The sequence below is a fragment of the Lysobacter sp. Root76 genome, assembly GCF_001428685.1.
Taxonomy (GTDB): Bacteria; Pseudomonadota; Gammaproteobacteria; order Xanthomonadales; family Xanthomonadaceae; genus Lysobacter.
In genome coordinates this window covers 126,451-141,045 of sequence record NZ_LMIK01000007.1, presented here as the reverse complement: position 1 = coordinate 141,045, position 14,595 = coordinate 126,451, and the positions used below count along the sequence as shown (strand labels likewise).

The 14,595-nt window shown below is 69.8% G+C and carries 8 protein-coding genes; 2 read left to right on the top strand and 6 right to left on the bottom strand.

Annotated features, from left to right (window positions below):
* Positions 1–61 precede the first annotated feature (61 nt).
* Together bioA and ASE10_RS14765 are read left to right on the top strand one after the other, a co-directional pair.
* Positions 62–1,456 carry an adenosylmethionine--8-amino-7-oxononanoate transaminase gene (gene bioA / locus ASE10_RS14770; RefSeq protein WP_055900891.1) on the top strand — a complete coding sequence of 465 codons (1,395 nt, stop codon included), beginning with the start codon at positions 62–64 and terminating at the stop codon, positions 1,454–1,456.
* Positions 1,453–2,190 (top strand): 16S rRNA (uracil(1498)-N(3))-methyltransferase, encoded by a 738-nt coding sequence (locus ASE10_RS14765; RefSeq protein ID WP_055900546.1) that lies wholly within the window; start codon positions 1,453–1,455, stop codon positions 2,188–2,190. Before bioA ends, ASE10_RS14765 begins: the two co-directional genes overlap by 4 nt.
* 39 nt (positions 2,191–2,229) lie before the next feature.
* Here ASE10_RS14765 and ASE10_RS14760 read toward each other — a convergent pair whose 3' ends face one another.
* The 6 genes from ASE10_RS14760 to ASE10_RS14735 all read right to left on the bottom strand — a co-directional run bounded on the left by ASE10_RS14760 (position 2,230) and on the right by ASE10_RS14735 (position 14,586).
* A complete protein-coding gene (locus tag ASE10_RS14760) occupies positions 2,230–3,318 on the bottom strand; it encodes a heparan-alpha-glucosaminide N-acetyltransferase domain-containing protein (RefSeq protein WP_255355493.1) in 1,089 nt (362 codons plus the stop codon).
* Between the two features lie 20 nt (positions 3,319–3,338).
* The gene (locus tag ASE10_RS14755; RefSeq protein ID WP_055900543.1) at positions 3,339–3,821 is read right to left on the bottom strand and encodes a chemotaxis protein CheW; all 483 of its coding nucleotides are present in this window, start codon (positions 3,819–3,821) and stop codon (positions 3,339–3,341) included.
* 14 nt (positions 3,822–3,835) lie between these two features.
* Positions 3,836–5,401: a chemotaxis protein CheB gene (locus ASE10_RS14750; protein ID WP_082559543.1), complete on the bottom strand. Its 1,566-nt coding sequence runs from the start codon at positions 5,399–5,401 to the stop codon at positions 3,836–3,838.
* On the bottom strand, positions 5,394–11,777 hold the full coding sequence (locus tag ASE10_RS14745; protein WP_056305860.1) for an Hpt domain-containing protein: 6,384 nt from the start codon (positions 11,775–11,777) through the stop codon (positions 5,394–5,396). Before ASE10_RS14745 ends, ASE10_RS14750 begins: the two co-directional genes overlap by 8 nt.
* Positions 11,778–11,878: 101 nt before the next feature.
* The gene (locus ASE10_RS14740) at positions 11,879–13,903 is read right to left on the bottom strand and encodes a methyl-accepting chemotaxis protein (RefSeq protein ID WP_055900534.1); all 2,025 of its coding nucleotides are present in this window, start codon (positions 13,901–13,903) and stop codon (positions 11,879–11,881) included.
* A gap of 131 nt (positions 13,904–14,034) precedes the next feature.
* Positions 14,035–14,586, bottom strand: a complete 552-nt coding sequence (locus tag ASE10_RS14735) for a chemotaxis protein CheW (protein ID WP_055900531.1) — start codon at positions 14,584–14,586, stop codon at positions 14,035–14,037.
* Positions 14,587–14,595: the final 9 nt, after the last annotated feature.

Sequence of the window (14,595 nt, the reverse complement as noted above, 5' to 3'; positions counted from 1 at the left end):
GTGTGCGGGGCGCAAAAGGCGGGATAATGCCCGGATGCAGGAAACGAATCAGCATGCCGCGATGCTAGCAGAGGGCGGCGTCTCCGAGGCCGAAGCCTGGCGCAAACGCGACCTAGCCGTGCTCTGGCACCCGTGCACGCAAATGCGCGAGCACCCCGACACGCTGCCGCTGCTGCCGGTCGCCAGCGGCCAGGGGCCGTGGCTGATCGGCCGCGACGGGCGCCGCTACCTGGACGCGATCTCGAGCTGGTGGACCAACCTGTTCGGCCATGCCGAGCCGCGCATCGCCGAGGCCATCGCGACCCAGGCGCGCACCCTGGAGCACGTGATCCTGGCCGGCTGCTCGCACGCGCCGGCGGTGGAGCTGGCCGAGCGCCTGCTCCGGATCGCCCCGCGCGAGCCCGGCCGCGCGCCGCTGAGCAAGGTGTTCTACGCCGACAACGGCTCGGCCGGGGTCGAGGTCGCGCTGAAGATGGCCTTCCACTGGTTCCGCAACCGCGGCGTGACCGGGCGCACCAAGTTCATCGCCCTGGACAACGGCTACCACGGCGAAACCCTGGGCGCGCTCGCGGTCGGCGACATCCCGCTGTACCGCCGCGTCTACGCGCCGCTGCTGGCCGAGGCGCTGTTCGCGCCCTCGCCGGACACCTACCTGTGCGAGCCCGGCGAAACCCCGGCACAGCGCGCGCAGCAGGCCGCCGACGGCCTGCGTGCCCTGCTCGAACGCCATGCCGGCGAGGTCTGTGCGCTGATCCTGGAGCCGCGCGTGCAGTGCGCCGGCGGCATGCGCATGCACGACGCCTCCTATCTGCGGCACGTGCGCGCGCTGTGCGACGAGTTCGGCGTGTTCCTGATCGCCGACGAGATCGCGGTCGGCTTCGGCCGCACCGGCACGATGTTCGCGTCCGAACAAGCCGGCATCGCCCCCGACCTGCTGTGCCTGTCCAAGGGATTGACCGGCGGTGCGCTGCCGCTGGCTGCGGTGCTGACCACGCAGGCCATCTACGACGGCTTCCTCGACGATTCGCGCGAACGCGCCTTCCTGCATTCGCACAGCTACACCGGCAACCCCTTGGCCTGCGCCGCGGCGCTGGCTTCGCTGGGCATCTTCGCCAGCGACGACATCGTCGCGCGCAACCGCGCCACCGCCGCGCGCATGGCCGCGCTGGCCGAACCGCTGGCCGCGCATGCCCACGTCGCCGATGCGCGCCAGGCCGGCATGATCGTCGCCTTCGAACTCAGCCGCGGCGGCGACAAGCGCACGCCGTTCGACCCGGCCGCGCGGATCGGCCTGCGCGCCTATCGCGCGGCGCTGGAACGAGGCGTGCTGCTGCGGCCGTTGGGCGATGTGCTGTACTGGATGCCGCCCTACTGCATCGACGACGATGCGCTGGAACTGCTCGCGCGCACCACGCGCGAGGCCATCGATCACGCGGTCGCGGAGGCGCAGGCATGAGGCTGACCCGGGTCCACATCGACCAGACCCTGCATGCCGGCAGCGAGATCGCCCTGCCCGAGGGACCGGCCACGCATCTGGCGCGGGTGCTGCGGCTGGGCGTCGGCGATGCCTGCGTGCTGTTCAACGGCGACGGCCACGACTACCCGGCGCGCATCGTCGCACTGGGCAAGCGCGAGCTGCGGGTGGCGATCGGCGAGGCTTCCGCGGTCGACCGCGAATCGCCGCTGCGACTGATCCTGCTGCAGGGCATCGCGCGCGGCGAGAAGATGGACCTGATCCTGCAGAAGGCGACCGAACTCGGCGTGGCCGCGCTGCATCCGCTGTGGTCGCAGCGCAGCGAGGTCAAGCTGGACGAGGCGCGCGCCGAGAAGCGGCTCGCGCACTGGCGCAGCGTGGTCGCCTCGGCCTGCGAACAAAGCGGCCGCGCGCAGGTGCCCGAAGTGGCCGCGCCGCTGTCGCTCACCGCGGCGCTGGCCGCGCTGCCGGCCGGAGGCTTGCGCCTGATCCTGGATCCGGAAGGCGAACTCGCGTTCTCGACCCTGGCCGTGGACGAGGGCGCGCCGGTCTATCTCGCCATCGGCCCCGAGGGCGGCTGGTCGCCCCTGGACCGCGAGCAGTTGCGCACCGCCGGCTTCGCCGGCCTCAAGCTCGGGCCGCGCATCCTGCGCACCGAAACCGCGGGTCTGGCTGCGATCGCGGCCTTGCAGGCGCGGTTCGGCGATCTGGCCTGAGAACGACGCCCGGATATTGAAGACCTCGATCTGGAAGACCTAGATCTTGAAGTAGATCCGCCGCGCATCCAGCAGCCGCACCACGCCCCACCACAGCGCCACGAACGCGAGCGCATAGGCCAACGACGGCAGAGTCGGGCCGAAACGCGGCGTCATCCAAGCCGCGAAAGCGTGCCGATACAGCGGCTCCAGCCAGCCGCCAGCGACCAGCGCATACAGCAGGAAAGCCGAGCCGGCGTAGGCCGCGATCGCGTTGACGCCGAAGGCGCGGCCGAGCGCAGGCCAGCCGTGCCGGTCGATCGCGAGGTGGAACGCCGCCAGCGTCCAGCAGGCGATACCGCCGGTCCACAACACGTAACTGGACGTCCACAGGTTCTTGTTGAGCGGCTGGACGTAGGACGCGGCATAGCCCAGCGCCATGCACACGGCGCCGGCGAGCCACAGAGCGCTCACGCGTCCGGCACGCAGCCAACCGCCCGCGCGCAGCCCGAGCAGGGTCGTCGCCAACGCGCCCAAGGTGCTGAGCAGGCCTTCGGGATCGTGGCCGCGGCCGCGGCCGGGCTCCAGTTGGTAAACGTGGACGCCCAGCCATTGCGTATCGAAACGGCTGGCGAGGTTGGCGTAGGGCTCGTAGCTGCCGCCCGCGGCCAACAACAGGCCGTAACCGCCCAGCAGCGCGATCAGCAGCGGCCACTGCGCACGCGCCGGCAGCCAGATCGCGCACAGCCCGGCCGCGCCGAAACATAGGCCGATGCGTTGCAGCACGCCCATCACGCGGTAGTGCGCCAGATCGAACGCCCACCACGCGCACAGGTGCAGCAGCAGGCCCAGGCCGAGGATGCGCGCGGCGCGGGTCAGCACGGTGCGGCTCAGCGCGCCCCGCGCGTCGCCGCGCTCCAGGCGCGGGTTCAGGGCCAGCGCGATCGACACGCCGACGATGAACAGGAACATCGGAAAGATCAGGTCGGTCGGCGTACAGCCATGCCAGGGCGCGTGCAGCAGCGGCGCGTGGACGTGGCCCCAGTCGCCGGGATTGTTGACCAGCAGCATCGCCGCGACGGTCAGGCCGCGCAGCGCATCGACAGAGGAGTAACGCGGCGGGGCGGCGGAGGTCGCGGTGACGCCCACGCTGCGTGCGGGGATATCGCTCAGGCGGCCTGCGCGAGCGCGCCGCCGATCAGGGCTTCGACCGCGACCAGGTCGGGCACGTAGGCCACGTCCTCGTTGAGCACGACGCGCGCATGCACGCCCTGCGGGATGCCTTCCTGATTCGCGTCCAGCTGCAGGCCGTCCTGCGACACCGTGACCAGGCGCGGGAAGCCCTGGGTCAGGATCGCGAAGTACGGCGCGCGCGGATCGCCGCCCAGCGCTTTCAGCACGATGACCTTGCTGCCCAGCGCGGCATTCTCGTTGGCGAAGCCGGCCATCTCGGCGAACGCGATCAGCGGCAGCTGCCAGCCGCGCCAGCGCAGACGGCCGAGCAGCCAATGCGGCGCCTCGGCGATCGGCTCCGGCGGCGCATAGGACAGCACTTCGGCGATGGTGGCGTTGGGCAGCAGCAGGCGGGCGCCGGACACCTGGATCAGCACGCCTCGGATGTCGCTCTGCACGGTGGTGTTCTGCTCGGACATGTCGTTCGGTTTCCTCAGGACCAGCGCGCGGCGAGGCGCGCGGCCAGTTCGGCCGGTTGGCCCGCTTCGCCGCCGCGCGCGATCAGCGCGTTGGGCGCAGCCGCGTCGAAGCAGCCGTCGGGCGCCTGGCCGGCGACCAGCGCGCCGGCCCCGGCATGGTTCATCGCCGCGTCGACCAGGTTCGGATCGCTGCCGCTGAGCATCAGCACCGCGCTGTCGGCCGGCGGCAAGGCCGCGAGCACGTCGCCGCCGTCGTCGTTGAACTGGATGCCGGAGTCGGTGACGTTGATGCCGACGCCCGCGGGCAGGATGTAGATCACCCCGCCGATCGCGCGCGAACCCGGCTCGGCCAGCTTCACCAGCACCGAGGTCGCGCGCTGCATCTGCGCGACCAGCTTGTCGTAGCGGCCGCCGTCGAGGCGCTGTTGCACCAGCAGCGGACGCGGGAAGTCTTCGGGCATGGCGCCCAGCAGTTGCCGTACCGCATCGGGCCCGCCGATACCGGCCAGGACCAGCACGGCGCCGCCGACGGCCTGGCTCGGGCGGTCGTCGACCAGCTCCATCGAGGAGATGCGTTCTTCGATCGCGCCTAGATCGTGACGCAGGCGGCCGTCGGCGTTCGCGACCTGTTCGGTCTGACGCAGGGCCGGCGCTTCGTCGTCGAAGCCCCAGTCCGGCGCGATCACCGGCGCCTTCTCGGCCTCGGCACGCGGCGCGGGCTCGGTCGCTTCGGCGTCGGCCGACGCGGCTTCCGGCGGCAGCGGCGGCGGCACGCGTTCGGAGACGAACTCGAACTTGGTCTCGTACATCATCACCGGCGCCGCGGCGGCCGGCGCCGGCGCGGCGATGCGCTCGGGCTCGGCTTCCGGCTCGGCTTCGAAATCGAAGCTGGACTCGAACGGCGCCAGTTCCACCGCCGCCTCGGTCACGGGCGCGGCGTCGGGATCGGCGTCGATATCGAAGGTCGATTCGAACGGCTTCAGTTCGGTCGGGGCGTCGTCGAACGCGCCTTCGAGCTCGATCTGCGGCAGCTCGGGCAGCTCGGGCATTTCCGGTGGCAATTCCGGCGGCAGCTCCGCGACGTGGTCGTTGGCGACGAAGGACAGGCCGCCGCTGGGAATCTCGGCGGCCACCGGGTCGAAGCCGGCGTAGGCCTCTTCGCGCATCGGCGGAACATAGGGACGATCGGTCTCGGGCGCGAACAGCGCCTGCTCCGCTTCCGGCTCGCGGCCCGGCGGCAGCACGTCGTTATGGCGGTGCAGCTTGGCGCTGAGGTGGCGCACCCATCGCGCCGCGTCCCAGCCTTCGCGGGTGGCGGCGAGCTCGGCTTCCTCGAACAGCACCTCGATCGAGGGATCGACCAGCACGCTTTCGAAACGGTCCAGCGCGTCCTCGGTGACCTGGTCGAGTGCGACCACGACCACCTCCGGAGCGACCGCACTGAGCTCGGCCGGCTGCAACCGGGTCGGATCGGCTTCCAGTACCAATTGCGCGCCGGCGTCGTTGAGGGCGCCGCGCAGGCGGTCGCGGGCCGCGCCTTCGCGCGCCAGCAACGCCACTCGTCTGCTCGAATCACTCATGGTGTCGCGCGATTCCCAACAATTCGAACACGTTGCGCATCAGTTCCGGCTCCTGGTAAGGCTTGCCCAGGTAGCGTGCCACGCCGATCTCGAGCGCGCGTTGACGATGCTTGTCGCCGGTACGCGAGGTGATCATCACGATGGGCACGTCGCGCAGGCGCGCGTCCGACTTCATCTGCGTGGCCAGCTCGTAACCGTCCATGCGCGGCATTTCGATGTCGAGCAGCATCAGGTCAGGCACGACGTCGGTCATGCGCTCCAGCGCGTCGAGGCCGTCCTTCGCGGTCACGACCTCGAAGTTGTGGCGCTCCAGCACGCGGCCGGTGACCTTGCGCATGGTGACCGAGTCGTCGACCACCATCACCAGCGGCACGCGGCGGGTCTCGATCGGAACCACCGGCGCCGGCACGTGATCGCGCGGCAGCAGCGCGTGACGACGCACCAGCGGAGCGACGTCGAGGATCACGACCACGCGGCCGTCGCCCATGATGGTGCCGCCGAAGATGCCCGGCACCGAGGCGACCTGCGGTCCGACCGGCTTGACCACGATTTCGCGGTTGCCGACGACCTGGTCGACGGTGACCGCGGCGCGCAGATCGCCGGAGCGGATCAACAGCAGCGGCATCTGCAACTGGCCTTCGGCCCTGGCCGGAGCGTGGCCGAGCAGCAGGCCGAGATCGTGCACGGCGTAGTCTTCGCCGCCGTAACGGTAGTTCGCGCCTTCGGCTTCGAGGCCCTCGCGCGCGATCCGGCCGACGCCGCGCACCGAGGCGATCGGCACCGCGAACGTGGTGTCGCCGATGCGCACGAACACCGCCTGGGTGACCGCGAGCGTCTGCGGCAGGCGCAGGGTGAAGGTGACGCCGTGGCCCGGACGCGATTGGATGTCGAGCGTGCCGCCGAGCTGACGTACTTCGCTGGCGACCACGTCCATGCCGACGCCGCGGCCGGCCAATCGGCTGACCTCGTCGGCGGTGGAGAAGCCCGGCTCCAGAATCAGCGCGTCGAGATCGCTGTCGGCCAGCACCGCTTCGCTGCGAACCAGGCCGCGTTCTTCGCCGCGGCGACGGATCGCGGCGCGGTTCAGGCCGGCGCCGTCGTCGGCCACTTCCAGCACGACTTCGGAACCTTCGCGGCGTACCGCGATACGGACCGTGCCCTCTTCCGGCTTGCCGGCCTTCTTGCGTTGCGCGGGCGTTTCCAGACCATGCGCGACGGCGTTGCGGAGCATGTGCTCCAGCGGCGCGGTCATGCGCTCGAGCACGTTGCGATCGAGTTCGCCCTGAGTGCCGTCGAGCTTGAGCTGGACCTGCTTGCCCAGTTCGCCCGAGGCCTGGCGCACGACGCGGCGCAAGCGCGGCAGCAACGCATCGAACGGCACCATGCGCGTGCGCATGAGGCCTTCCTGCAGGTCCGAGCTGACTCGCGACTGTTGCAGCAGCAGGGTTTCGTACTGGCGCGTGAGGTCGTCGAGCGTGGTCTGCAGGCTGCCCTGGTCGGCCGCGGACTCCGACAGCGCTCGCGAGAGCTGCTGCAGGTTGGAGAAGCGGTCGAGTTCGAGCGGATCGAAGGACTGGTCGCTGACGTCGCCCTCGCGCTGGTAGCGCGCGATGATCTGGGCTTCGGTTTCGATTTCCAGACGGCGCAGCTGGTCGCGCATACGCGTGTTGGTCTGCGCCATTTCCGCGATCGCGCCGCGGAACGCACCCAGCTGCTGCTCCAGGCGGGCGCGGTAGATCGCGACTTCGCCGGCGTAGTTGACCAAACGGTCGAGCAGGTCGGCGCGGATACGCACCTGTTCCTGCGGCGCGCGCACGCCGATGTCCTCGTCGTCGCCAGCGTCCATTTCGACCAATGGCGCCGACAGCGGCTTGAGTTCGACCTTGGGCGCGGTCGCCGGGACGATGGTGCCGTCGTCGGTGACGGTCGGGGCGGTGTAGATCTCACCGCGAGCGCGGGCATCGAATTCGGAGATCAGCGCCTCGGGCATGGCGATCGCACGGCGTGCGCCGACCCGGGTGATCATCGCGTGCAGGCGGTCGAAACCGCGCTCGAGCAAGGGCACGCCGTCGCGGCCGAGCTCGCTGCGCTGGTCGACCACCGCTTCCAGCAGCGACTCCATGGCATGACCGAGTTCGCCCACGGCCATGATGCCGGCCATGCGCGCACTGCCCTTGAGCGTGTGCAGATTGCGCTGCAGGCCCACGAGCGGTTCGCGCTCGTTCGGCATCTCGCGCAGGCGGACCACGTGACCGTCGGACTCGTCGAGCAGGTCGCCGGCCTCTTCGACGAAGATGTCGACCAGTTCCGGATCGAGCTCGCTGAGGTCCAGCGCTTCGTCCGGATCGGGGTTGGCGTCGAGGATGCGTGCCAGGGTTTCCGGCAGCGGCTCGGCCTCGGCCGTTTCGACGGTTTCGGCGACTGCCGGCTCGGCAGCCTCGTCGTTCGCGGCGGGCTGAGGCGCCAGGGCATCGGCACCCGGCGCGACCGCGGCGGCGATCGCGGCTTCGGCGGCCGCCTGCTGTTCGCGGGCGGCGCGTTCGGCTTCGGCGTATTCGGCTTCCAGGCGCGCGTACTCGCGCTCCTCTTCGGCGATGCGTTCGGCTTCCGCCTGTTCCGCAGCGAGGCGCTCGGCTTCGAGACGTTCGGCTTCGGCCTGTTCGGCAGCGATGCGTTCGGCTTCGAGACGTTCGGCTTCGGCCTGCTCGGCGGCGAGGCGTTCGGCTTCGGCGCGTTCGGCTTCGGCCTGCTCGGCGGCGAGGCGTTCGGCTTCGGCGCGTTCGGCTTCGGCCTGCTCAGCGGCGAGGCGCTCGGCTTCGGCGCGTTCGGCTTCAGCCTGCTCAGCGGCGAGGCGCTCGGCTTCGGCGCGTTCGGCTTCGGCCTGCTCGGCGGCAAGACGCTCGGCTTCGGCGCGTTCGGCCTCGGCCTGCTCGGCGGCAAGACGCTCGGCTTCGGCACGTTCGGCTTCGGCTTGCTCCGCGGCGCGGCGCTCGGCCTCGACACGTTCGATCTCAGCCTGTTCGGCGGCGATTCGCTCGGCTTCGACGCGCTCGGCTTCGGCCTGCTCCGCAGCGATGCGCTCGGCTTCGATGCGTTCTGCTTCGGCGCGCTCCGCGGCGATGCGTTCGGCTTCGATACGCTCGGCTTCGGCCTGTTCGGCAGCGGCGCGTTCGGCCTCGGCGGCTGCAGCCAGGGCATCGTCGTCCGAGCTGACCGACGCGATGGCGCCGGCGATCACGCCGACGAACTCGGCGCCCACGGACGCTTCCTGCTCCGGCGCATCCAGATCGACCGCGCTTTGACCGCGCACCAGGCCGGCCGGAGCGACGTCGTCGTCGAGCTGGCCGTACTCGCTCAGGTCGAGCGCGGTGAGTTCGCTGTCCAGGCTGGCGTCGGCGAACGGCGACTCGACCGATTCCACCGTTTCCAGATGCGGCTCTTCGAACTGCTGGTTCGAGCGCGCATCGGGCAGGCTGTCGCGCAGCGCGAGCATGCGCTCGGCCAAACCGGGGAACACCGGCACGCTCTGCGGTTCGGACTTGAGGCTGGCCAGGGTGCGTTCGATCGCGACCGCGACCGCGCCGATGGCGGCGACGCCTTCGTCGCTGGCCGGGCTGCCCGCAGCCAGCAGACGCTTGACGTAAACCTCGGTCGGGGCGATCACGTCGGTGATGACCGGTACTTCGGTCATCGCGAACGCGCCGTTGAGAGTATGGATCGCGCGCTGCAGACCATCGTCCGCCGGCGACGGCGCGGCCTGGGCGGCGACGAGCCAACGCTGGATCGTGACCAGATGGCCGGTGACCTCGGTGTCGAGGATCTCCAGCAGCACCGCATCGACCGAAGCGGGCACGCCGCCCGGCTCGGCAGCGGCGACCGGGGTCGCGGCTTCGACGATCTCCGCTTCCACAGCGGGTGCCGCTTCGGGCTCGATGTCGAGCACGAAGCTTTCGGGTTCGACCGCGACCGGAACCTCGGCGACGGCTTCCGGCACGGGCTCGGCCGGAATTTCCACGGCAGGCACGACCGGCGCGACCAGGTGCATCGGCCGGTAGAAGGCTTCCTCGCCGGTGGCTAGCAGATCGGCGTGGGCCTCGATGCCGGCCAGATCGGCGGTGATCGGGCCTTCGTTGCGCAGCGCCGAATACAGCTGCGGCAAGGCGCGGTGAGCGTGACCCACCAGGTCGATCAGCTCGGGGCTGACCGTACGGCCGTGGTCGCGCACGCGGTTGAGCAGGCTTTCGATCTTCCAGCTGAACTCGCCCAGGGTCTTGGCGCCGACCAGGCGGCCGCTGCCCTTGAGGGTGTGGAAGACGCGGCGGATCGGGTACAGGCGCTCCAGGTCCTCGGGCGCTTCGCGCCAGGCCGGGAGCAGCTCGTCGAGGTTGCCGATCTCTTCCTGGAACTCTTCCAGGAAAATGTCGCGGATTTCGTCGTCGATGTCGTCGCTGTGCGCGAAACCGCCGGTGGCCGCGGACTGGCGCGGAAGTTCGGCGACCGCGGGCACGGGCTCCGCTTGCGGCGCGGGCGCGACCGGCGCGGCGGCCTGGATCTCCGGTGCGACGTACTCCAGGTGCGAGCGACCGGCGACCATGGCGTCGATCTCGGACGCTTCCGGCAGTTCGATACGGCCCGCGGCGGGCGTGGCTTCGACCGTGGCGACGGAGGGATCGGGCTCGCGCACGATCTCCGGCAACGGCCAGTAACGCAGCGCTTCCAGGCTCTGGCGCGCGATGTCGAGTATGTCGTCGCGGTTCGGACGCTGCTCGCGCAGCGCTTCGAGGTAGTACTCCAGGCTCGCGAGCGCGTCGGCGAGCGTGTCGAGCTGCTGGCCGTTGGGCACACGGTGGCGGCCGATCAGCTCGACCTCGGTGTAGCGCTTGACGCCGGTCAGGTAATCGGCCGGCAGCGGCAGTTCCAGCATGCGCAACGCGCCGGCGACTTCGTCCAGCACGCGCGGCACTTCGACCAGCTCGGCGTGATCCCAGTTGGTTTCGACGAAGGCGACGAAGGATTGGCGCGCGTCGCCGAAGTTGGCGATGGCTTCGCGCACGACCACGTCCAGCACCTTGCGCGATTCGCCGGCCAGCAGGTCTTCGTCGGCCTTGGCCTCGGGCAGGCCCAGGCGCGAAACCTGGTCGTCCAGGGAGGCGTCGACGTAGAGCAGCGCGCCGGCGACATCGAGCAGCGCGCCCTCGTCGGCCGGGCGCTTGCCTTCGGCGATTTCGATCATGGCGTCGCGCTGCTGCAGCACCACGGTACGGGCGACGCCCAGCCCCATCATGCCCAGCGTGTCGCTGACGCGGGCCAGCGCTTCGACCTGCGGTCGCAGCTGGCCGGCATCGGTCTGATTGGTGCGCAGGTGCAGGTCGAGCGCGTCCTTGACCCGCAGCAGGTCTTCCTTGATCGCCGCCGACACGGTGTCCAGCAGCGCGCGGTTGCGGCCGCTGAGGCTGCCGCGGGCATGTTCGAGTTCGGATTCGCTGGGCAGGTGCGAGTCGAGCTCGAAGGTCTGACGCAGGTCGTCCAGGGCCGGATGGCGGCCGTCGCTGTGGGCGACGTGATACAGCAGCTGACGGGTCGGCTCGGCCGCGGGTTCGCCGCGCGGAGCGGCGAAGCCGTCGTCGGCGAGCATCTGCCGGGCTTCGCGTTCGACGCCGCCGAAGGCCTGGCGCAGCGCGCGCGTGGCCGGGAGGGCGCCGTCGCGCAGCGCGCCGGCGACCGAGGAGGCCACCCACAGCATGCGCCGCACCGGTTCCAGCACGACATCGGCGAGCAGGCCGTCGACGGCCTGGGCGAGCTTGCCGGCATCGGCCGGCGCGCCGTCTTCCGGCCACGTCGCGAGGGCGTCGCGCAGGGCCGACAGATGCAGATTGGTGTTGCCCCGCGCGGCCGAGCTCGGCGGCGGCGGCGCGAGGTGCGCAGGCAGCGGACGGTCGAGGTCGGGCGCGAACAGCACGCTTTCGTTGAGGCCGGGCTCGCCGCGCGAGGCGCGCAGTTCGTTGAGCAGCGGCAGCAGCACGATCGGAATGTCGCGGTGACCGCCCTGCAGGCGTTCCAGGTAGTCGGGCAGCAGCACGACGCCGCGCATCAGCGCCGCGCAGGCTTCGTCGCGATCGCCGACCTGGCCCTGCTGCAGCGCCAGCGCCAGGCGCTCCATTTCCTCGGCGACCATGGCCGGAGCGTACAGCTCGACCATGCGCAGGGTGCCGTGCACCTGGTGCAGGTGGCTGGCGCAGAAACGCATGCGGCTGGTGTCGGTGGGATCTTCGGCGTAAGCCTCGATCTCCTGACGCGCCTGGCGCAGGGTTTCGTCCAGCTCCGGCTTGATCCAGCCCAGCGTGGTGGTATCGATCGCTTCTCGCAGTGCGGTCATGCCGCACCCCGCCCGTAAGCGAGGCCTCGGCGCGTTCGCCGGTCCTGGAGAAGCCTTGCGGCTGGGATCTTCATCCTGATTGCGACCTCGTCGTCCTGGGCTTAGGCCGGCAGCTTGAAGTCGGCGACCGAGCGGCGCAGGTCGGCGGCCAACTGCGCCAGGTTACCGATCGACTCGGCGGTCTGGTTGGCGCCCTGAGAGGTCTGCGAGGTGATTTGCTGAATCGTGTTCATGGTTTGAGTGATGTTCGAGGCCGCGCTGGACTGCTGCTGCGCCGCGCTGGAAATGCCTTGAATGAGGTTGGACAAGTCGGACGACACCTTTTCGATCTCGCCCAGCGCGGTACCCGCGTCCTCGGCCAGTCGGGCGCCGGCGACCACTTCCGAGGTCGTCTGCTCCATGGAGCTCACAGCTTCGTTGGTGTCGGACTGAATTGTCTGGACCAGCGTCTCGATTCGCTTCGTCGCGTTGGACGCGCGTTCTGCGAGTCGCTGCACTTCGTCGGCCACGACCGCGAACCCGCGGCCCGCTTCACCGGCCGAGGCGGCCTGAATTGCGGCGTTCAGCGCCAGGATGTTGGTCTGTTCCGAGATGTCGTTGATCAGTTCGACGATCGAGCCGATTTCCTGCGAGCTTTCGCCCAGGCGCTTGATTCGCTTCGAGGTTTCCTGGATCTGGTCGCGGATCGAGTCCATGCCCTGAATCGTCTGCCGCACCACGCCCGCGCCCTTGGTCGCGATCTGCACCGAGCGCTGCGCCACGTCCGCCGATTCGGCCGAGTTCTTCGAGACCTGGTCGATCGAGGCCGCGATTTCGCTGATGCGGTCGGAGGCCGAGTTGATTTCCTGCGCCTGGTGTTCCGCGGCTTCGGCCAGATGCATGGCGGTGGCCTGGGTTTCCTGGGCCGAGGACGCCACCTGCACCGAGGTGTCGGTAATCGTCTGCACCAGGCTGCGCAGCTGTTCGACGGCGAAGTTGATCGAGTCCGCGATCGCGCCGGTCATGTCTTCGGTGACCGTGGCTTTAACCGTGAGATCGCCTTCTGCCAGCGAACCCATTTCGTCCAGCAGGCGCATGATCGCCTCCTGGTTACGGTCGTTGAGTTCCTTGGTGGTCTGGTAGCGCTTCTGCTGGGCGCGGTTCAAGGAGAACAGCAAGCCGGCGATCGCGATCAGCGCGACGATACCGGAGATGATCGAGACCAGGATGTGACCGAGCGGGTTGGTGCTGCGCACCGAGCCGAACGAGGTGAAGGCGCTGAACAGGTTTTCGCTGTCGCTCAGCAGCTTTTCCGAACCGCTGGTGATCGACTCGGCCGCGGTCTGCGCGGCGAACAGCTTGGGCGAGCTGGCCGAGATCGCGTCGAGGTCCTTCTTCATCTCGGTCCACAGCGCTTCGGCCTGGCCGAGCGCGGCCAGGGCGCCGCCGTTGCTCAGCGGCAAGACGCCGCTGGAGGTGTCGCCGCCCTTGCGCAGGCCGTTGAGAACGTTGCCGAACACCGCCGCGTCGCGGCCCAGCGCTTCACCGGCGAGCGAGGCGCCGCTGCCGCCGGCGCGGATTTCGGTGATGCGGCGGGCCATGTTGCCGGCCAGCAGGACCTGGCGCAGAGCGATGTAGACCTGCGAGGACGGCGAGCCGGAGGCCGACATCGCGCGGACCAGTTCGTCCAGGCGCGCCTGCAGCTGCGGCACGCGGCCGGAGAAGCTGTCGAAGTTGCCGGCCAGGTCGAGGACCTGCTTTTCCGAGGTCAACACCTGGTCTGCGTTCTTGCCGAGCAGGCCCCAGGTGTTGCTGACGGTCTCGATCGGCCCGGACACCTCGAAGGTGCCGCCGTAGTTGCTGTTGAGCTCTTGGATGTCGGTGTCGATCTGGGTCTTGGTCGCCTTGAACGCCGCGAAGGCTTCCCTGGCGCCGCCGACCGCTTCCCGCCCCTGCACCGCGAGCTTCTGCGAGTTCACCTGCAGCTTGGAGGCCGCGGTGCTCGCGCCGCCCAGGCGCGCCGCCTTCCAGGTCGCATAGCCTGTGTTCAAACCGAACACCGTCACCGAGATGCCCAGGATGATCAGCCAGGTGTTGACGCCCAGGTTGCGGCCCTTGCCGGCCACGTTGTCCATCACAGTGCTCATGTTCGACCTCAGAAAGTGTTGCTTATGCGGATTTGATGGTTGGGCGGGGGATGGTTTTGCGGTGCTGCTGTGGTGCAAGGGCGTTGCGGCGTTGCGTAGCGACAGCTAGTAGCGGACCGGACCGTGGCCCGTCAGGCGGCGGCCTGACGGAATTCGGGCGTGCGGGCCAGCCGTTCCAGGCTGAAGATCCCCCACGGGTGATCGGCCAGGCGGTAGGCCCGGTCGATGAAATTGGCGTAGCGGCCCTCGGACATGCGCTCCAGCGCGATCTCGTCGTCGGCGACCAGCTGCTGGTCGTTGAAGCTGCGCTGGCCGTAAAGCTCGTCGATCAGCACCGCGACGTCGCCGCCGGGCTGGCGCACCAGCAGCACGCGCTGGCTTTCGTGCAGCACGGTGCGGGTGCCTTCGAGAAACTGCTTGAGATCGACCACCGGCAACAGGTTGCCGCGCACGTTGGCCAGACCGAGCATCCACGGCTGCGAGCCGGGCACCGCGGTGACCTGGGGCAGCGGCAGGATTTCCACCACCTCGTCGAAACCCGAGGCCAGGCGGCGATCGCCGATGCGGTAACCGACGCCGCGCCAGAGGCCCGGGGCATCGAGCTGCTCGGGCAAGCCGACCACATGCGCCAAGCTGCGGCGCTCGTAATCGGCCAGCACATCGAACGGCGACTGCGTGTTCATAGACCGTAC

Coding starts and splice junctions, on each gene's coding strand:
- bioA (WP_055900891.1), top strand. CDS start 62: ATGCTAGCAGAGGGCGGCGTCTCCGAGGCCGAAGCCTGGCGCAAACGC.
- ASE10_RS14765 (WP_055900546.1), top strand. CDS start 1,453: ATGAGGCTGACCCGGGTCCACATCGACCAGACCCTGCATGCCGGCAGC.
- ASE10_RS14755 (WP_055900543.1), bottom strand. CDS start 3,821: ATGTCCGAGCAGAACACCACCGTGCAGAGCGACATCCGAGGCGTGCTG.
- ASE10_RS14750 (WP_082559543.1), bottom strand. CDS start 5,401: ATGAGTGATTCGAGCAGACGAGTGGCGTTGCTGGCGCGCGAAGGCGCG.
- ASE10_RS14745 (WP_056305860.1), bottom strand. CDS start 11,777: ATGACCGCACTGCGAGAAGCGATCGATACCACCACGCTGGGCTGGATC.
- ASE10_RS14740 (WP_055900534.1), bottom strand. CDS start 13,903: ATGAGCACTGTGATGGACAACGTGGCCGGCAAGGGCCGCAACCTGGGC.
- ASE10_RS14735 (WP_055900531.1), bottom strand. CDS start 14,586: ATGAACACGCAGTCGCCGTTCGATGTGCTGGCCGATTACGAGCGCCGC.